This window comes from Arthrobacter sp. TmtSoilC51, assembly GCF_055388015.1.
The window spans coordinates 4826235-4844688 of the sequence record NZ_AP035877.1; the positions used below are offsets into that span (position 1 = coordinate 4826235).

Annotated in this window: 19 protein-coding genes; 9 read left to right on the top strand and 10 right to left on the bottom strand. The window is 62.1% G+C overall.

Features of this window, described 5'->3' with window-relative positions:
* Window positions 1-18: 18 nt before the first annotated feature.
* Window positions 19-624, bottom strand: a complete 606-nt coding sequence (locus tag ACZ5G6_RS22030; RefSeq protein ID WP_498688161.1) for a TetR/AcrR family transcriptional regulator — start codon at window positions 622-624, stop codon at window positions 19-21.
* 86 nt (window positions 625-710) lie between these two features.
* Here ACZ5G6_RS22030 and ACZ5G6_RS22035 point away from each other — a divergent pair, with 86 nt between their 5' ends.
* The gene (locus ACZ5G6_RS22035; protein WP_498688163.1) at window positions 711-1277 is read left to right on the top strand and encodes an NAD(P)H-dependent oxidoreductase; all 567 of its coding nucleotides are present in this window, start codon (window positions 711-713) and stop codon (window positions 1275-1277) included.
* A gap of 592 nt (window positions 1278-1869) precedes the next feature.
* Window positions 1870-2307, top strand: a complete 438-nt coding sequence (locus tag ACZ5G6_RS22040; RefSeq protein ID WP_498688164.1) for a GerMN domain-containing protein — start codon at window positions 1870-1872, stop codon at window positions 2305-2307.
* A 31-nt stretch (window positions 2308-2338) separates the two neighbouring features.
* On the opposite strand, the gene ACZ5G6_RS22045 is transcribed toward ACZ5G6_RS22040, so the two are convergent.
* The 3 genes from ACZ5G6_RS22045 to ACZ5G6_RS22055 form a co-directional block, all read right to left on the bottom strand.
* Window positions 2339-2878, bottom strand: a complete 540-nt coding sequence (locus ACZ5G6_RS22045) for a hypothetical protein (RefSeq protein WP_223934920.1) — start codon at window positions 2876-2878, stop codon at window positions 2339-2341.
* On the bottom strand, window positions 2859-3911 hold the full coding sequence (locus tag ACZ5G6_RS22050; protein WP_223934921.1) for a hypothetical protein: 1053 nt from the start codon (window positions 3909-3911) through the stop codon (window positions 2859-2861). Before ACZ5G6_RS22050 ends, ACZ5G6_RS22045 begins: the two co-directional genes overlap by 20 nt.
* A 114-nt stretch (window positions 3912-4025) precedes the next feature.
* A complete protein-coding gene (locus ACZ5G6_RS22055; RefSeq protein ID WP_223934922.1) occupies window positions 4026-4874 on the bottom strand; it encodes an isocitrate lyase/PEP mutase family protein in 849 nt (282 codons plus the stop codon).
* A 110-nt stretch (window positions 4875-4984) separates the two neighbouring features.
* On the opposite strand from ACZ5G6_RS22055, the gene ACZ5G6_RS22060 reads away from it, so the two are divergent.
* The 3 genes from ACZ5G6_RS22060 (at window position 4985) to ACZ5G6_RS22070 (ending at window position 7204) form a co-directional block, all read left to right on the top strand.
* Window positions 4985-6295: an aminotransferase-like domain-containing protein gene (locus ACZ5G6_RS22060; RefSeq protein ID WP_498688169.1), complete on the top strand. Its 1311-nt coding sequence runs from the start codon at window positions 4985-4987 to the stop codon at window positions 6293-6295.
* Complete coding sequence (locus ACZ5G6_RS22065) at window positions 6292-6720, top strand: universal stress protein (protein WP_223934924.1); 429 nt, start codon at window positions 6292-6294, stop codon at window positions 6718-6720. Before ACZ5G6_RS22060 ends, ACZ5G6_RS22065 begins: the two co-directional genes overlap by 4 nt.
* Before the next feature lie 145 nt (window positions 6721-6865).
* Entirely contained in the window at window positions 6866-7204 is a 339-nt protein-coding gene (locus ACZ5G6_RS22070; RefSeq protein ID WP_223934925.1) for a hypothetical protein, read from the top strand.
* Window positions 7205-7270: 66 nt separating this feature from the next.
* Here the strand turns inward: ACZ5G6_RS22070 and ACZ5G6_RS22075 are convergent, their stop codons facing one another.
* The 5 genes from ACZ5G6_RS22075 to ACZ5G6_RS22095 all read right to left on the bottom strand — a co-directional run bounded on the left by ACZ5G6_RS22075 (window position 7271) and on the right by ACZ5G6_RS22095 (window position 13052).
* The gene (locus tag ACZ5G6_RS22075) at window positions 7271-7867 is read right to left on the bottom strand and encodes a phosphatase PAP2 family protein (protein ID WP_498691991.1); all 597 of its coding nucleotides are present in this window, start codon (window positions 7865-7867) and stop codon (window positions 7271-7273) included.
* A gap of 82 nt (window positions 7868-7949) precedes the next feature.
* A complete protein-coding gene (locus ACZ5G6_RS22080; RefSeq protein WP_498688172.1) occupies window positions 7950-9554 on the bottom strand; it encodes a dihydrolipoamide acetyltransferase family protein in 1605 nt (534 codons plus the stop codon).
* 55 nt (window positions 9555-9609) lie between these two features.
* On the bottom strand, window positions 9610-10590 hold the full coding sequence (locus tag ACZ5G6_RS22085) for an alpha-ketoacid dehydrogenase subunit beta (protein ID WP_498688174.1): 981 nt from the start codon (window positions 10588-10590) through the stop codon (window positions 9610-9612).
* A complete protein-coding gene (pdhA, locus tag ACZ5G6_RS22090; protein WP_223934928.1) occupies window positions 10590-11783 on the bottom strand; it encodes a pyruvate dehydrogenase (acetyl-transferring) E1 component subunit alpha in 1194 nt (397 codons plus the stop codon). Before pdhA ends, ACZ5G6_RS22085 begins: the two co-directional genes overlap by 1 nt.
* A 150-nt stretch (window positions 11784-11933) precedes the next feature.
* Window positions 11934-13052 carry a histidinol-phosphate transaminase gene (locus ACZ5G6_RS22095; RefSeq protein ID WP_223934929.1) on the bottom strand — a complete coding sequence of 373 codons (1119 nt, stop codon included), beginning with the start codon at window positions 13050-13052 and terminating at the stop codon, window positions 11934-11936.
* Window positions 13053-13189: 137 nt separating this feature from the next.
* Here ACZ5G6_RS22095 and ACZ5G6_RS22100 point away from each other — a divergent pair, with 137 nt between their 5' ends.
* On the top strand, window positions 13190-13618 hold the full coding sequence (locus ACZ5G6_RS22100) for a phage holin family protein (RefSeq protein ID WP_223934930.1): 429 nt from the start codon (window positions 13190-13192) through the stop codon (window positions 13616-13618).
* Between the two features lie 8 nt (window positions 13619-13626).
* On the opposite strand, the gene ACZ5G6_RS22105 is transcribed toward ACZ5G6_RS22100, so the two are convergent.
* Window positions 13627-14967 carry a hypothetical protein gene (locus ACZ5G6_RS22105; RefSeq protein WP_498688176.1) on the bottom strand — a complete coding sequence of 447 codons (1341 nt, stop codon included), beginning with the start codon at window positions 14965-14967 and terminating at the stop codon, window positions 13627-13629.
* A 478-nt stretch (window positions 14968-15445) separates the two neighbouring features.
* On the opposite strand from ACZ5G6_RS22105, the gene purB reads away from it, so the two are divergent.
* The 3 genes from purB (at window position 15446) to ACZ5G6_RS22120 (ending at window position 18439) form a co-directional block, all read left to right on the top strand.
* Complete coding sequence (gene purB, locus ACZ5G6_RS22110; protein ID WP_223934933.1) at window positions 15446-16852, top strand: adenylosuccinate lyase; 1407 nt, start codon at window positions 15446-15448, stop codon at window positions 16850-16852.
* Between the two features lie 236 nt (window positions 16853-17088).
* Window positions 17089-17745, top strand: a complete 657-nt coding sequence (locus tag ACZ5G6_RS22115; protein WP_223934934.1) for a histidine phosphatase family protein — start codon at window positions 17089-17091, stop codon at window positions 17743-17745.
* 190 nt (window positions 17746-17935) lie between these two features.
* Window positions 17936-18439, top strand: a complete 504-nt coding sequence (locus tag ACZ5G6_RS22120; protein WP_223934935.1) for a GNAT family N-acetyltransferase — start codon at window positions 17936-17938, stop codon at window positions 18437-18439.
* The last annotated feature ends 15 nt before the right edge of the window (window positions 18440-18454 follow it).

Below are 18454 nucleotides of genomic sequence, written 5' to 3' on the forward strand. Positions count from 1 at the left end.
AACGAGGACGGACTTGATCTAGGAAGATCGCATGAGGCGCGAGACGAGTTCGCCCCAGGATTCGGTGAGCCTCTTCGGTGAGATGCCGTGGACGCGTACGTCGTTGACGATTCGTTCCGGGTCCAGTGCGGAAAGCAACGACATCGCCATGACCCACGGATCTGCGATGCCTGCCTCACGCAGCAGGACCTCGATATGTCGGTGTGCAAGGACAGTGGCCGGCACGTCAAAGCGATTGCGGGCATTGGTAGCGGCCGCTTTCAGGAGCTCGCCGTTTTCCAGGACGAAGTAAATGCGGCCCTCGCCGAAGGCCCTCAGGCGTTCGCTCGGCGTCGCGCCCGGGCCCAGGGGTGGCGGACCAAACATGAAGCCGCGCTGAAATTCAGATTCAGAGTCGCTCAGGAGGGTCATCATGAGGCCGGCCCTGCTCCCGAAGCGACGGAACACGGTTCCCTTGCCAACGTGGGCTTTGCAGGCGAGCGCGTCCATGGTGAGTGCTTCCACGCCGAACTCGTCAACCAACTCGCGGGCAGCGCAAAGGAGCCGCTCGCGATTCCGGGCGGCATCGCTGCGCTCATGCGGCGGACCGAAGGGCACGTCCGGCTGGATTGGGATCGAGCTCACAAAAAACATTCTAGACCCGGGAATAGAAAGCGGACCGCAGTCCGTTTAGTATCAGTGAAGGTCCAAACGCTTACAAAGGAGACACCATGTCAAAGAGCACCGTTCTTACCCTCGTCGGCAGCCTCCGCGCTGACTCCCACAACAAGAAGCTCGCCGAAGCCATCCAGCTGAACGCACCGGAAAACGTAGAGGTCCAGATCCACGATTCCTTGGGCACCATCCCGTTCTACAACGAGGACATCGACGTCGAAGGCCAGGTTCCCGCCGAAGCTGCAGCCCTGCGCGCTGCTGCATCCAACGCCGACACCCTTCTCCTCGTCACCCCCGAGCACAACGGCACCATGCCCGCATCGCTGAAGAACGCCATTGACTGGCTGTCCCGCCCGTACGGCGCAGGCGCCCTCAGCGGCAAGCCGACCGCCGTCGTCGGAACCGCTTTCGGCCAGTTCGGCGGAGTCTGGGCCCAGGACGAGGCCCGTAAGGCTGTTGGCATCGCCGGCGCCAAGGTCCTTGACGAGGTCAAGCTGGCTGTCCCGGGTTCCATGATCCGCTTCGCCGAACTGCACCCGAAGGATGACGCCGAGGTTGTTGAGCAGATCAAGGCCATCTTCGAGCCCCTGACTGCCGTTCAGGAAGAAGAAGCAGCAGCCTAGTTTTTCGCTATTCCTGCCCCCGCTCCGCGCCTGCGAATTCGCCGCGCGGGGTGGGGGCCTCCGCGTTAACGCTGCGTACTGGGGCGCAGCGTGATCAACTCTTGTCCGAACCGTCACCGTAGCGGCATTTTGCCGTAGGTCGCACCGGCTTACCGTTGAACTACAGGTGGACGGACAGGAGCGTGGGGCTGTCATGCGTGCCGGGCGGAGACCAGAAAGTACGACGGCGATCCCGGCTGCCTGCCTCGTTTTGAGCCTGTTGCTGGCCGGCTGCACTTCCGGCCCGGGTCCTTTGCCATCGCCCGGGGCTGCTTCGTCTGTTCCTGCAGCGGGACCATCAGGTTCGGTGAATGAAGACAATGCTGCGGAGGACGAATCTTCCGGTTCTCCGGCTGCGCCGTCAACCGAGGGCAGCACTGCGACTCGTCCAGATTCTCCAGCCCAGCCCTCCACCGGTTCGGGCGCTGGTAGCTCTGGCAGTTCTACCACGGGTACCCCTGGCATTGGGTCGGCCGAACCGCCTAAGCCACGTAACGCCGTCGAGCCTTTACCCAGCGCAACTCCAAACCCTTCGCCCACACCCGTTGCTCCCGTGGCCCGGGCTGCGACCGTACCCCAGGAGGCCCTGAACCTGGGGCCGGCCGTGTACTACGTGGCAGTTGATGATGGCGGCGCCAGGGGTGTTCGATTCGGATGCAACGACAGCCTGGTGCCTGTCCGCGGCGCCTTGGCCCCCGGTGACCCTTTGACGGTAGCGCTGAGCCGCCTGCTGGAAGCTGGCATGCCTTTGGACACGAGCGCCGGCCTCTACGATTCACTGGCTAATTCCTCGCTGCGCTTCGTATCCGGCTATGTCAGCGGAGCAACAGTGGTGGTGAATCTGGATGGAACGCTGCGGCCCGGCGGAGTGTGCGATATCCCGCGCATCGAGGCGCAACTGACGCACACAATAGTCTCCGCCAGCGGGGCATCCCGGGCCGAGATCTACGTCAATGGCAAGACGCTGGCTGAGGCGCTGAGCCTGCGATAGCGCGTTTGGGACTGATGCCTCAGTTTTGGACTCAAGCCGTCGCTATCGCCAGTACGCGCCGCAGTGCCCAGGCCACGCGGAGCAGCGCCAGCACCGACGCGAAGGTGAGAACGAGGACAACAGCCTCAGGGATCCAGAGCCCCCTGGGACCATCGCCCTCCAGCACAACGGTGACGAGGGCAGCCACCACCAGCAGGGCAAGCCCCGGGATAGCGAACAGGAACACCTCTCCAATTTGGCGACGATGCGAGGCGGTCAGCTTCTCCAAGGGAAGCTCGCGCTGCCCCGGCGCGGCCTTTTTGCCGAGCACGTTGATAAGCATGGAGACGCTGGTGAGTGTAAGGCCGGCTGTAGCGCCAGCCAACGTGGCGAGGGTCTGGAACAGTGTTCGGCGGGCACCTGAATCGACGCCCTCCAGCATCAATGGCTGCCTTGAGAGCAATGCCAGGCCAAGCCACAACAAGACGGCAACAACTGCCCACGCGTAATCTGCGGGCGGGTGCAGCAGAAACCACCGCCAAACCGGCCTGCGGCGACCGGTGCGCCCTACGTCAACCTCGTACAAGCTCATGTTCCGCGCTGCCTTCTGATTCCTCCGTCGGCTTGCCGCCCCCACGCTCCTCTTTTATTGCGGCCGCCAGGGCCTGCCGCACCGCGGCCACCCCTCCCGCGACGATGTCCGGCACCGAGCCGGAGTCCGCGGAGCCCTTGATTTCCGGGAGTGTCAGGGCGAAGAAGGCCTCGTTATCCCTGGCCTGTTTGCCGAGGATGGAGATGGCCTCAGCCGTGGACTTCCGGGGATCGTTGAACACATCAGGGTCTACTTCGATGTGCGAGATGAAACGCTCCTTCAGGAGATCGACAACCTCGCGGTCGCCGGTCAGGGAATCTTTGCCCTCGGCCACGACGTAGTCGAAGTGCTCAACGGATCCCGCCCTGCGGAACAGATCAATGAGTTGCTGGATTCGGTCCCGGATCCGTTGCTTGTCCTCGGCCCTTCCCGAACGGCCCACGCTGAGGGAAATCCGGAACGTTCCCTGGTTCATGAGGCGCGAGGCGCTGTCCAGGACGTCAGCCCACTCGCCTTCCATCAGCTTCCCCGAGAGGCGTTCAGCAGGAAGCGCGAACTCAAAGCGAGTCACCTCAAGCCTATTAAGGATCTCCTCGATATCCTCGCGGACCACCGGAACCAATCCCAGCCCAAGCCCCAACATGCCCTCCAGGTACTCCGCCATCCTGGAAGCCCGTGGGCCATTGCCGCTGGTCAACACGGCGATGACGTTCCGTTTCAGGAAGGCAAAGTAGGTGGTTTCCAGAAGATGGTCACCCGGCGCCAAGGGCAGCGGCTTGCGGCGTCCAAGCGCATCCCCCACGCTGGGCAGGTTGGTATCGCGAACCCGATCCAGGAGGATAACCGGATGCGGCGAAAGTGATGCACTTTGAGCAACCAACACCGTGCCATCCACGCTGACGAAGTGCCGGTCGGTCCCAGCCTCTTGTGCCTTCTTGAGTACCTCGGCTACCCGGCGCGCCGGAAACGGGCGCCGCAGATCATCGCCATTAAGTTGCTCAATGCGCCAGAACTGCACGCTGCGTCTTGCCATCCGCCCTCCCCTACTTGCGGCCCTTTGCTACTGACTCCAAGCTAATGGCGAGGTCAGACATTAATGCCGGGTTCCGCCGTCGTGCGCTTTATTCTGTCCGCAAACCGGGCGGCATCACGGCCTGTATTTGGGTCCCTGCGCGAAGAGCGCATCCATCTCATCGTGGCTGCGCGTGCCCGCCAATCCTGCCCAGTTGCCGTCGCCCAGGATCTCCTTCGCCACCCGTGCCACCTTCGCGTAGGCAGCTTTCGCCGTGTTGCCACCGATGCTGATCCGCCGGATCCCGGCGTCGTGAAGTTCGAGCGGGGACGGTGCGCCTACCCCGGCTAGTGCATTGAGGGGCGCAGGGATCTTGCTGGAGAGTTCATGCAGGACGTGAAGGTCCAGGACGCCAGGAACGAAGATGCCGTCCGCGCCTGCCGTGAGGTAGGACTCGGCACGGCGCAGGGTTTCGTCGTAGGCGTCGTCCGGATACTGTCCCGACAGGTAAGTGTCCGTGCGGGCATTGATGAACAACGGGATCCCGCGCTCGTCCGCCACTGCGCGGATCAAGGCGATGCGCCGCGACTGTTCATTGATCTCCGTCAGTGGCTCAGCAGCCGAGTCCTCGATATTGATTCCTACCGCGCCTGTATCCAGCACTCCGTGCACGGTCGCCCTGAGTTCATCGTCCGTGCGCCCGTAGCCCGTTTCGATGTCTGCGGTCACCGGCAGGGTGGTTGCCCCTGCCACGCGCCCCAATGCCGCCATCGCCAGCCCCCACGGCACATGATCGCCGTCCCGGAAGCCCAGGCTCCAGGAAACCGCCGAACTGGAGGTGGCAATCGCCGTTGCGCCAGCCTCTTGAACAACGCGGGCAGAAGCAGCATCCCAGACGTTCACCAGGACGAGCGGTGTGGGCCCGGCGTCGTGAAGCTTGTGGAAGAGTTCGGCTTTGGTCACGGATCCCCTGTGCAGTGTCATAGCTACATTCCAGCCCCTAGCGTTCCCGGCGTAAAGGAAACCCGACAAACGCGGGCATTCTTGGAAACATATGTTGCCTCATTAGCAACCTTCAGGAGTATCCTGTCTCTGTGACCCACGAAACATTGGATGCCGGCACCAAGCTGCCCGCTGAAGCCATCGACGCCATTGAGCGGGCCGCCACGGCCGCCGCCCACCCGCACGAGGAATTGTTCTCCGCGCGGGCCGCCAATATCAAACAGTCCGCTGTACGCGACGTCTTCGATATCTCGATGCGGCCCGGCCTTGTCTCGCTCGCCGGCGGCAACCCCTACCTGCAGTCGCTGCCACTGGAAAAGCTTGGCCAGACCGCGGCCAGGATCATTTCCGAGGAGGGCATGACCGCACTCCAATACGGCGGAGGCCAGGGGACCGCGGAACTCCGCCAACAGATCTGCACGATCATGGCGGCCGAAGGCATCACGGACGCACAGCCAGAGAACATCGTGATCACGGCAGGTTCCCAGTCGGCACAGGATGTGGCCACCAAAGTCTTCTGCAATCCCGGCGATGTGGTCCTCGTTGAAAACCCCACCTACGTTGGGGCCCTGAATACTTTCGAGGCTTACCAAGTGCAGGTGGAGCCCATTGAAATGGACGACGACGGCCTGGTACCTGAGCTGCTCGAGGCCAGGATCGCCGCACTTCAGGCAGAGGGCAAAAGCATCAAGTTCCTCTACACGATCCCCAACTTCAACAACCCCTCGGGCATCACCCTGGCAGAAGCGCGCCGGCAGCGAATCGTTGATATATGCCGCAATGCGAATATTATCGTCCTCGAGGACAATCCCTACGGCCTACTGCGGTTTGACGGCCATCCGATCGCCCCGATGCGAGCCGCGAATGCAGACGACGTCATCTACCTGGGATCCTTCTCCAAGATCTTCGCGCCGGGTCTACGCATCGGCTGGGCCCTGGTGCCCGCGCATCTGCAGCGTCGTTTCTACCTGGCCTCCGAAGCCGTCACGCTATGCCCACCCCCTCTGAACCAAATGCTTGTATCCGCATATCTGCGTGACTACGACTGGCGGGGGCAAATTGAAACCTATCGCGGCCTCTACGAAGAACGCTGCAAGGCCCTGCTCTCCGCCTTGGACGAATACATGCCAGCCGGGCTCTCGTGGACGCGCCCCGAGGGTGGGTTCTTCGTCTGGGTCACGCTCCCCCAAGGCGTGGACACCTACCCCTTGTTGAAAAAGGCCATCGACGCAGGGGTTGTCTTCATCCCCGGCGCCGCATTCTCGCCGGCAGACGGACCCTCCAACAAGCTCCGTCTGGCCTTCAGCGCTGTACCGCCGGATACGATTGCCGAAGGCGTACGCCGTCTGGCCCCTGTTCTGGCAGAGGCCATCAAAGCCACCACTGAAGGAGCAGCACTATGACCGGGGTTGTCATTGTAGGAGTAGACGGCAGCGAGACGGCAATGAGGGCGGCCAAGGCCGCCCAGCAACTGGCCATCGGGATTGGCGCCAGTCTTCGCGTGGTGAGCGCTTTCGATAGCAACAAGACCGAGGTAGTTGAGATCGGGACGGACAAATGGATCGTGTCCGACGCCGCCGAAGCCGAGGCTGTGGCCCGCACCGTGGCGGAGCGCCTGACTGACGAGCGTCTGGAGGTAACGTACTCAGCCGCCCGTGGCAAGCCCGGCGAAGCCTTGGTCAAGGAAGCAGAAATGCTCGATGCCCGGCTGATCGTGGTGGGCAACAGGCGGATGCAAGGCCTTGGCCGGGTCCTCGGAAGCGTTGCCAACACGGTGGCCCACAATGCTCCTTGCGATGTCTACATCGCCAAGACCGACCAACCGTAAGCGATCTGAATCACGCCGCCGGGTGGGGAGCCTCACCCGGCATTTGGCGTGATTTCGCCCTGCCCTCTGAAGTCATCGTTATAAAATTGAGATGCCCCCAATGGCGTGAGCCATCCTCCATCAACTGACTTCAGGGGACTTTCTCTTGCTTACTTTGCAGCCGCGCCAGCGCGTCGGACACGACATCCTGCTTGCCCGCCACGGCAACAGCATCAGCACGATGCGTTTTGACCGCGCCAACGACCGCATCATCGCGATGCTCGACGACGGCTCCTGGGACAGCGCCCCCAATATGATTTCCCCGAGCCTGAACATGCCGGAGACTTTCGGAAGCATCATGCGTAAGGACTGGCGCTTCCTCTCCCTTGCCTGCGTCGCAATGATCACCTTCGCGGCCATGGCCATGGGCATCAGCGTGGAGATGGCAAACCACATGTCCACCACGGAACTTCAGGCGTTGCTGGTTAACTACCCCGCGTTCTAGGCAAGGCAGCAAACCGTTCCAGGCCGGCACCAAACCGTTCCAGGCAGGGCACCAAACAGCGGCCCCTCAGAGCATCCATTCCCGCAGCAGCCACCAGAAGCCTGCGATGACGATGCCGCCGAACAAGGAACCCGCAACAACCTGCCCGAGCGTGTGGGCGCGCAGCACGACCCGCGACCATGCCACCGCCGGCACTATGACCAGCAAAGGCAGCCAGGCCGCCCCGAACATCAACGCCACAATGACCGCAGCTGCGGCGATGGCCGACGCGTGACCACTCATTTTCCAAAAAGCGCTCACCACCGCCAGGACGGCAATGCCTCCGATCAGGGCGATGATCATCAGTGAAACGCTCACCGGACCCTTGATCAACTGCAGCACGGCGAGGCCTGCCAGCACAGAAATCAATGCAAGCAGCAGCAGCGCGGGCCGCTGCCGGCGGTCGCTGACATGATGATCCGTGATCCTGCCCAGCTTTATCATCACCAGCACGTACGCCAACGGCAGGATGCAGACGAACAGTGCCCCCAGCAGCCCGAAGCCCATGGACCCGGGAAAGCCGGGTTCGATAGCCGGGCTGATTAACAGCAGTGCCGTCACTACGATGGGCGGCTGGAAGGCCTCCGTCAGAACCCTGGCAACCGTGCGCCAAGGTCCTGACAACAACCGGGCAGGCACGTGACCGGGTTTGTCGGCCGCCACGTCGGTGTTCGGCCTTGCGGCCAGGCGGGCAGTCGACGTCCGATCAGTCAAGCAACAATGCCGGTTCTTCAAGAATGGCGGCGACATCAGCCATGAAGCGTGCTGAGAGGTCGCCGTCGACGACGCGGTGGTCAAACGAACCACCCAAGGTGGTGATCCACCGCGGAATCACTTCCCCGTCCAGGACCCAGGGCTTCTGCTTGATGGTTCCGAACGCAATAATGGCAACCTCGCCCGGATTAATGATGGGCGTACCCGTGTCAATGCCGAGGGCGCCGACGTTGGTGATGGTCAGGCTACCGCCCTGCATCTCGGCCGGCTGCGTCTTGCCCGCCCGGGCCTTGGTGGCGAGATCGTTCAGGGCAAGGGCCAACTCCTTGAGGGAGAGGTCCTGGGCGTCCTTGATGTTGGGCACCATCAAGCCACGCGGTGTCGCAGCCGCAATGCCCAGGTTCATGAAGTGCTTGATCTGGATCTCTGCGCCGCCGTTGCCATCAGCGTTGTCCACCCATGTGGCGTTGACACTGGGGTTCCGCGCCGCAGCCCAGATGACAGCCTTGGCCAAAATAAGCAGCGGGGACACCTTGATCCCCTCGAAGTCCCGCGAAACCTTCAGCCGCTTGACGAACTCCATGGTCCGGCTCGCATCCACATCAACAAAGATGCTGACGTGCGGTGCAGTAAACGCGGATTCCACCATGGCCTTGGCGGTTGCTTTACGCACTCCCTTCACAGGAACACGCTCGATCCTCTGATCCTGCGGCTTCTTTGAAGCACCCCAGAAAGACTCCGCCTGGTCAAGTTCAGCATCCCGCTGCGCCTGGTAGCTGACCAGGTCCTCGCGGGTTACCTCGCCGCGCTGTCCCGTGGCAACGACGTCGGCAAGGTCAATGCCGAGATCCCGGGCGAACTTGCGCACTGGGGGCTTCGCCAGGACTTTGTTGACGAGGCCGCTGATGGTGCCGCTGATCGCGGCACCGCGCGATGCTGCGCTCTGTGGCCCTGTTGCTTCCGGCGCTGTTGCTTCCGGCGTTTGGGTGACCGGCGTCTGGGTGACCGGCGTTTGGGTGACCGGCGTTTGGGTGACGGGCGCGACGGCGGCGCGTGCCGGCGTCGGGCGGTGAGGCACCGGCGTCTGGGCTGCCTGGGCGGCCAGAACCGCTTGGTGGTCCTGAACTGTCCCTTCGGCACTTTCGGCGACCGTGACTGCCTCGACCGCCGCGCCGGCCGGGCGCTTACGCGCGCGGCGCTTCACGGCGTCGGCCTTGGGGCCGGAGCCCACAAGCGGTCCGCCTGCCGGCCCATTCTCACCGCTGTCCGTATCAACAGGAAGCTTGCCGTAGAGGGGAGCTTCGACCGCGGGAGCCGCCGTCGGAGCCTGGGACGCGGGCGCTGCATCCCCGGGCTGATTGTCCGAAACGGCAATAATGGCAGTGCCGACCTCCACCGTGATGCCTTCTTCGACCAACAACTCGGTTACCGTGCCGGCGAAGGGCGAAGGAAGCTCAACGAGCGATTTAGCTGTCTCGATCTCGCACAGGACATCGTTGATGGCAACGGTGTCGCCGGGCTTGACCTTCCAAGCCACTACCTCGGCCTCGGTCAGGCCTTCGCCGACGTCCGGCAGGTTGAATTTCTTTACAGTCACAGTGGTCCTCGATTTCCGTCTGCCCGGCTGTGAAGCTGGACTGGATCAGGGCGGTTTAGTAAGCCAGGGAGCGGTCGAGCGCTTCGAGGATCTTGTCGATGTCCGGCAAGTAGTCCTCTTCAACCTTGGCCACGGGATACGGCATGTGGAAACCGCCAACGCGGATCACCGGGGCTTCAAGGTGCAGGAATGCCCGCTCGCTGATGCGGGCGGCAATCTCTCCACCGATACCGCCGAACGTGGGGGCTTCGTGGGCGACGATCAGACGGCCGGTCTTCTTGACCGATGCCTCAACCGTGTCAAAGTCCAAGGGCGAGATCGAGCGGAGGTCGATGACCTCAATGCTGCGTCCATCCTCGATGGCGGCGTCTGCAGCAGCGAGTGCAACCGGAACCAGCGGCCCGTAAGCCACAATCGTGGCGTCAGTACCTTCGCGGACCACATGAGCCTTGAATGGGTCCTCGGATAGACCCGCGTTCTCGACATCCACCTCGCCCTTGAGCCAATAACGGCGCTTGGGCTCGAAGAAGATCACAGGGTCCTGGCACTCAATGGCTTTCTGGATCATCCAGTAAGCGTCGTGGGCGTTGGAGGGCGAGATGATACGCAGTCCGGCGGTGTGGGCGAACAACGCCTCCGGCGACTCGGAGTGGTGCTCGATGGAACCGATGCCGCCGCCGTACGGGATCCGAATAACCACAGGCACAGTCAGGCGGCCGTGGCTGCGGGCATGGATCTTGGCCAACTGGGTGGTGATCTGGTTGAAGGCCGGATATACGAACCCATCGAACTGGATTTCGCACACCGGCGCATAGCCGCGCAAGGCCAGCCCAATTGCCGTTCCAACAATGCCGGACTCTGCCAACGGGCTGTCGACTACGCGGTCGGCCCCGAATTCCTTGATAAGTCCATCCGTCACCCGATAAACGCCGCCAAGGTGCCCGATGTCCTCGCCCATCAGGAGGGACTTGGGGTTACTCTTCAGCGATGCGCGGAGACCCTCGTTGATGGCCTTTGCAATGGTCATGGTTGCCATCAGTTAGCTGCCTCCTGGTCCGTTTCGAAGCCTGCCGAGTATTCCTCGAACCACGCCTGTTCCTCCGCAATCAGCGGGTGTGCTTCGGCGTAAACGTTGGCGAAGGAATCCCGGATGTCCGGCACCTCGAGGCCGTGCGTGGTGCTGCGGACGTACTTTGCCAGTTCGTCGCCGTCAGCCTGCACCTGCTCGAAGAAGGCTTCATCGGCGAGCCCTTCCGTCCTCAGGTACTTCTCCAGCCGGTCCAGGGGGTCCTTCTCCCGCCATGCGGCCTCTTCGGCCAGTTCGCGGTACTTGGTGGGGTCGTCAGCAGTCGTGTGTGCACCAACCCGATAGGTGTAAGCCTCAATAAGCACAGGGCCCCGGCCCTCGCGGGCATGCTCAAGGGCCCATTCAGTGACGGCATGCACGGCAATAACGTCGTTGCCATCCACACGGATTCCCGGGAATCCGTAGCCCTTGGCGCGGTTGGCCAACGGGACCTTGGTCTGGACTTCGGTGGGAACGGAGATGGCCCAGTGGTTGTTCTGGCAGAAGAAGACGACCGGAGCGTCATACGAGGCCGCGAAAACCATTGATTCGTGGACGTCGCCTTCGGAGCTGGCGCCGTCACCGAAGTAGGCAACGACTGCAGCCTTGGGGTCATTGGAATCGCTGGCGAGCGCCAGCTTCTGGTCCCGCTGGATACCCATGGCGTAGCCCACTGCGTGCAGCGTCTGTGCGGCGAGGACCAGCGTGTAGAGGTGGAAGTTGTTCTCGCGCGGGTCCCACCCTCCGTTGGAGACTCCGCGGAACTGCTTCAGCAATTCCGCAAGGTCGACGTTGCGCACCAGCGCGACGCCGTGCTCACGGTACGTGGGGAAAATGTAATCCTGGGGCTGGCTGGCGTGAGCCGAGCCGATCTGGGCCGCCTCTTGACCGGTCAGCGGCACCCACAAAGCGAGTTCGCCTTGGCGCTGCAGGGCGGTGGCTTCCTGGTCAAAGCGCCGGATCCTGGCCATATCCGCATAGAAGACGCGGAGCTTTTCGGGGTCGATCCGCTTGGCATAGTCAGAGAAGACGGGATCGGTGCCTAGCTTTCCGTCAGGGCCGAGCAACTGGACCATCTCTACGGGTTCACCTGAGGCAGCTACTGCTGCTGAGGTTGCCGCCAGAGTTTCATCGGTCCCGGGGGGCAGTTGTGTCGAGCCCATTCCGTCTCCTTGCTTGCCGCGGCTTGTGCCTGGGCAATGTCTGTCGCTGGGATATATGCCCATTCCGGAATGCATTCCGGAATGGGCATATATTTTGGCTTTCGTCCTTACTTTATCGGCAGTAAGTAGCGTAGGCGCATTTGTTAACCGCTAGGAACCGTGCGGAGCCTTTGTATAACCTGCACAGAGTTTGAGGAAGCGCGTATTGGCTTCCACTTCGCCGATACTGACCCGAACCCCCTCATTTCCGAAGGCACGGACAGACAAGGCTTGCTCGGCGGCCAACGCCGCAAATTCGGCACTGTTTTCACCCAAGTTCAACCAAACGAAGTTTCCCTGGGCTTCCGGTACGAACCACCCAAGATCACGGAGACCTGAAGTGACGCGGTCCCTCTCATCCACCAGGCTTTGTACCCTTTCCACAACCTGATCGAAATTCTCGATGGATGTGATGGCGGCGCGTTCTGCAATTTGCGATACCGCGAACGGTGTTGCTGTGACGCGAAGGTGCTGGGTGAGCTGGGGGCCGGAAACACTGTAGCCAACACGCAGCCCGGCCAAGCCATGGGCTTTGGAGAAGGTCCTCAGCACCACAACATTGGGGTATTTCCGGTAGAGCTTGATTCCGTCTACGGCAGCTTGGTCGCGGACGAACTCCTGGTATGCCTCATCAATAACCACCACCACGTTGGGCGGCACCGACTGAATGAAGCGCTCTGTTTCCTCGGCGGTAAGGATGGGCCCCGTGGGGTTGTTCGGAGTGCAGAGCAAGATCACCTTGGTGCGCACCGTGACTGCCGCGGCCATCGTTTCGAGGTCGTGACGGCCGTCCGGAAGCAACGGGATTTGCACGCTGGCGGCCCCTGCAAGGCCCACACAGATGGGGTAAGCCTCGAACGAGCGCCAGGCATAGATCACTTCATCCGACTTGCCGTCATCGTTCTGGCCAGCAAAGGTGGCAAGAATTTGGTTCAGTGCACCCAGGCTGCCTGCACCAGTGACGACGTCGTCAGCCGGTACATCCAGGAAATCGGCCAAGGCATTGCGCAGCTTGGTTGCAAGGGGATCGGGGTAGCGGTTGATATCAGACTGGTCTGCGATGGCCTGCAACACTGCAGGGATCGGAGGCAGCGGGTTTTCATTGGACGACAATTTGTAGCTGGTGAGGCCCTCAATCGCAGCGGGGGGTTTACCAGCCGCGTACTTGGGGAGCCTGTCCACGACCGGTCGAGGGAGTACCCCCTCCGGTGCGTTGTCAGTAGTAGTCATGACTTCAAGCCTACTTGCACCCCTACGGCGTTTGGGGTGTTCGGGAGCCAACCAAGATCCATCATTCCTCCTCATCGAGCTACCTGTCTCCAGTGATGCCTCAGCTGGGCCACAGACGAGTGTGAAACCATGGGCGCATGGGTTCATTCATCGTTCGCGTCCTCATCAATGGTCTAGCTCTGTGGATCGCCAGTTGGCTGTTGGAGGGTCTGGAGATCTCCTCGTCTGCCACAGAAAAAGCGGCAGCCAACGCTGGGATCACCCAAGGCGCCGACGCAGCGGGCATCGTCGTGGCCTATCTCTTCATTGGCCTGATTTTTGGGGTGGTCAACGCGTTCGTGCGGCCACTGGTCAAGATTCTGTCCCTCCCCGTAACCATCCTGACCCTGGGGCTGTTTACCATCATCATCAATGCGGCAATGCTGTACCTGACCGCTTGGCTGAGCAGCTTCACCCCAGTGCACCTCACCATTGACTCGTTCTTCTGGACAGCGATCCTCGCCTCGATCATCATCAGCATCATCAGCATGGTGGCCGGCCTTATCCCAGGTGCCCGCAAGCGCTAGAGTTGCTCTCACCGCGCGCCGGCCGCAGATCTACTCTCCGGAAGATGGGGATTCCGCAGGCTCGGCCTTTTGTCCGGCAAGGGTGACCGTTCCAATTTGAAATGCGTTACCTTTGCCGCGCCTCCCACACCCACAACACCCGCGAACACTGCTGTAGAAGCTGCAAGGGAGGCATCCTTACTCGCCGTGACCAGTTCGGCGCCTGCGGCGTAGTTCTCCAAGCGGTGACCCGGCCCCAGGCCAGGGTCTTCCCCTTCCGGCGTTTTGACTTCGTTGTTCAGCGTTACCGTAACCCTGTCCTTCGTATCAGGATTCACCCGGCCATCCGAACCAGGCACCCAGTCCTGGACGTGCTCCAGGTGCAATGAAGCAATTCCGGGTTCCGCGGCAATTCCGCCAGCAGGGGCTCCAGCCGTCAGCACATATTTGAGGTCGAATTCGCTCAGGAATGCCTTGTTCTGACTGAGGTTCATGGCATGTGCACCTCCTTGACTGTGCCCGACTGCCACCACTTGGTCGCCGGCTTCAGCGCCGGCTTCCCTCAACGCCTGGCCAATGGCCGGGACCACTTCTTCAGAGTCGTAGCCGAGTCCTTCACCAACTCCTGGGATGTCGAAAGGATTGGTATTTGGCCCTTCGGGTTGTGTTCCCGGAATCAGCACCATCCAGGAGGAGGCGCCGTTGTGGTCGAGCTGGATGATCTCAATTTCGCCATCGCCCCGGGCATGGAGCGTTTCGAGTCGGCGGATGCTCTGCGCCATGGATGGATCCACTTGCTCGACCGACTCGTCGATCTTCTCGATGGTTACCGGGCGCGGCCTCAGTCTGGGGACAAGGGGTGACTGCAGCAGTCCACGCATGATGCCCCGCGCCCCCATCCCCGGTGGAATGATGCTTGTGACCACGTTCTGCGTGATGTCCCGGCCTGGTACCCAGGGTGCACCTGACATCTTCATCTCATCAAGCGCCAACATCCGCGGGAAAAGGTTCTTGACCTCTGTTTGGACGTAATCGTGATGACTGGAACGCACGCTCGCACTGATCCCGACCAATTCCTGACGCACCCTGCCTACCTCCTCCCTGCTTTCAGCAACGGCGTCGATAGCGGCACAACCTGAGGCGTACGAGTCGTAAAGGTAAGGCCCCAGATCAGCCTGCACGGCACGGGCTTCTGATTCCACCCCGATGAGTTGTTGGACCAAATCGTCAAGCAGTGCCGCTCCACGCAGGAGCTCTTCCAACTGGCAGGACACTCCTCCCACTCCCCCACGGATGCTGAGGATCCCATCCGGGGCTGGCGCTGTGGGTTGAGGGGCCGAACCCGCGCCGATTGGAGCAACATCAGCCATCAGTGCCCCCTCCCACCGGAGACCGAGACGTTCTGGGAATGACGGAGGACCGAGGCGGCTGCGTCTTCCAGTGATTCGCGTGCCCGCATTAACGCAGACGCATGAAGGGCGATGGTTGTCCTGTAAGCACTTCCGGCGGGAGACTGCCACTCTTCCAACTGGGTCCGCCGCAAAGTTGCCAAGACAACGTCCGTTTGATCCACACAGGACTTGATTCGCCAGGCGAGCCTCTGGACTTCATGGCTGCGCGAGGCACACTCCAGGGGATCGAAAATAGGTGGGTTGGCTGCAGGCATCAAGCCGACGCTCATGTCCGTGTACTCCATTGATTGTTCTGCTGATCGGTAGGTACGACGCTACGGAGCGGGGGGAACCGGGCGGAAGCGCAGCTGTCGGCTATGTGGATAACGCTGGCGGCTGTCCACATAGCGCAGTCATCAACTCGGGCGCCTCCTCGGAACATGAAAGAATAGGCCCCATGGCTGAATCCCCTCGCGTGTCCCTCGCTTCCGAACCCCTCGCTCTTGGCGCCCTCGACGGCCGCTACCGTGCCGCCGTCGCGCCCCTTGTTGACTACTTGTCCGAGGCGGCATTGAACCGCGATCGCGTTCACGTTGAGGTTGAGTGGCTGATCCACCTGACCAGCCAGTCCGTGCTGCCTGGCGCCGGCCCCCTGAGCGAAGAGCAGGTGTCCCAGCTCCGTGCCATCGTCAGCGAGTTCAATGCCGCGTCGGTCAACGAACTCGCCGAGATCGAGGCGGTCACGGTCCACGACGTCAAGGCAGTGGAGTACTACATCGGCCGCCGCCTGCCCGCCATTGGCATCGAAAACCTGACAGCCATGGTTCACTTCGGCTGCACGTCCGAGGACATCAACAACCTCTCTTACGCCGTTGGCATCAAGGGCGCGGTAGAGGACGTGTGGCTCCCCAACGCCACCGCGCTGGTGCAGCAGATCGAGGCCATGGCCGAGGCAAACCGCTCTGTGCCCATGCTGTCCCGCACGCACGGCCAGCCCGCCACCCCCACCACGCTCGGCAAGGAACTGGCTGTCATCGCGCACCGCCTGAACCGACAGCTGGCACGCATCGCCAAGACCGAGTACCTGGGCAAGATCAACGGCGCCACCGGAACCTACGCTGCCCATGTTGCTTCGGTCCCGACTGCCGATTGGGAAGCCGTCGCCAAGACCTTCGTCGAAGGACTGGGCCTCACCTGGAACCCGCTCACCACGCAGATCGAAAGCCACGATTGGCAGGCCGAGCTCTACGCCGACATCGCCCGCTTCAACCGCATCCTGCACAACGTGTGCACGGACATCTGGAGCTACATCTCCATCGGCTACTTCCGCCAAATTCCCGTTGCCGGTGCCACTGGCTCGTCCACCATGCCGCACAAGGTCAACCCGATCCGCTTCGAAAACGCCGAGGCCAACCTGGAAATCTCCAACGGCCTGCTGGACACCCTGGGCGCGACGCTGGTTACTTCCCGCTGGCAGCGCGACCTCACGGACTCCTCTTCGCAGCGCAACATTGGCGTCGCCTTTGGTCACTCCCTGCTGGCAATCTCCAACGTCGCCAAGGGCCTGAAGGCCCTCGACGTCGCCGAGGAAGTCCTCGCGGGCGATCTCGACACCAACTGGGAAGTCCTGGGCGAAGCCATCCAGATGGTCATGCGGGCTGAAGCCATTGCCGGTGTGGAAGGCATGGAAAACCCGTACGAGCGCTTGAAGGACCTCACCCGGGGCCAGCGCGTAGATGGCGCCCGGATGCAGGAGTTCGTCCAGGGGCTCGGCCTGTCCGCCGACGCCGAGGCACGCCTGCTCGCCCTCACCCCGGGCAAGTACACCGGCATCGCCGACAAATTGGTGGACCACCTGAAGTAGCAACAAACGCTCGACGACGGCGGGCCGGGGCTGGATCCCTCGGCCCGCCGTCGGCGTTTAAACTAGTGGGCGCCTGGCGCATTCCTGCCCACTTCGTCAGCGGGCAAGCCCTTCCAGGTGCGGAGACACGGCGTGTCGGGGCGTTCGCTTGCGTTGACCGCTGATTGGCTGGAGGTAACTGGGCAGGAACGCGCGGGCAAGACAGATAAGGCAACGACGTGAGGAGCGGAGCACCCATGAAGCTCCTACTGATCAGGCACGGACAGACCCCCGGCAACGTTGCGGGCCAACTGGATACGGCCTTTCCTGGTCCAGGGCTCACGGAACTCGGCGAGCGGCAAGCGGCCGCCCTGCCCGAAGCTCTTGCAGATGAGTCCATTCAGGCCCTCTACACCTCCACGTTGCTCCGGACCCAGCGGACGGCGATACCACTGGCCACTGCAACCGGGCTGGAACCGGAAATCCTGGACGGCGTACACGAGATCGAGGCGGGTTCGCTGGAGAAGAAGACGGATCATGAGTCGCATATGCGCTATATGAGCACGGTGTTCGCCTGGTCCGACGGCGACCTCGAGGTTCGGATGCCGGGCGCCTTCAACGGCCACGACTTCTTTGCCCGCTTCGATGCCTCTGTGGAAAAGGTTGCGGCAGCAGGACACTCGACGGCGGCAATCGTCAGCCACGGGGCCGCTATCCGCTGCTGGGCAGGACGTCGGGCGGAAGACATCGACACACTCTTCGCCGAGACGCACCAGTTGCCCAACACGGGAATCGTGGCCCTCGAAGGGGATCCCGAAACTGGCTGGCGGGTGCTGCATTGGGACCAGATTCCAGTGGGTGGCCTGGCATTGGCAGACCAGACTGCCGAGGACCCCACGGGCGAGGCGTTCTAAGCATGGTGTGGGGCCTGCTTTGCGTGGAAATACCTCGCGAGAGGGCGCAAAGCGGGCCCCGCAACAAGTGTCACGGCAAATAGTGAGCAATTCTCCCGAAGCTTACGCGCAGGAAACACCGCGGTAACCACAGCTTCCTAGGCTTAAGACGCATAAACACCTCAGCGAAACCAAGCGAAATGAGGCATCGATGCAGACCAATCCCCGGCTCAACATCCGGCAGGTCACCTGGGCAAACCCGGTGGGCGCCGACCTCCGTGCCGCGCAACAGGCAGAACTGGATGCCCGGTTCGGGACCACGGATCACGAAGCCGGTCCCCCACCCTCCGAAGCTGACACAGCAGTATTCGTTGTTGCTTACGAGAAATGCTCGGGACAACCACTCGGATGTGGCGGCCTGCGAATGCTGGACGAGAAGACAGCCGAGATCAAGCGCCTGTACGTGGTTCCCTATGCACGGGGATCAGGAGTCGCGAGCTCCATCCTTGCGGCGCTCGAAGCCCAGGCCCACTCCCACGGCTTCAGCGTGATCGCAGCTGAGGCAGGATCGGCCCAGTCCGACGGACGGAGCTTCTACGTAAGCGCCGGGTTCGCCGAAGTTCCCAACTTTGGACCCTACATCGGCATCAATGGATCGTATTGCTACTCCAAGCGGATCGACTCCCACAGCGCGTCCCACACGGCGATGGCGTAAAACACAGGCACGCAC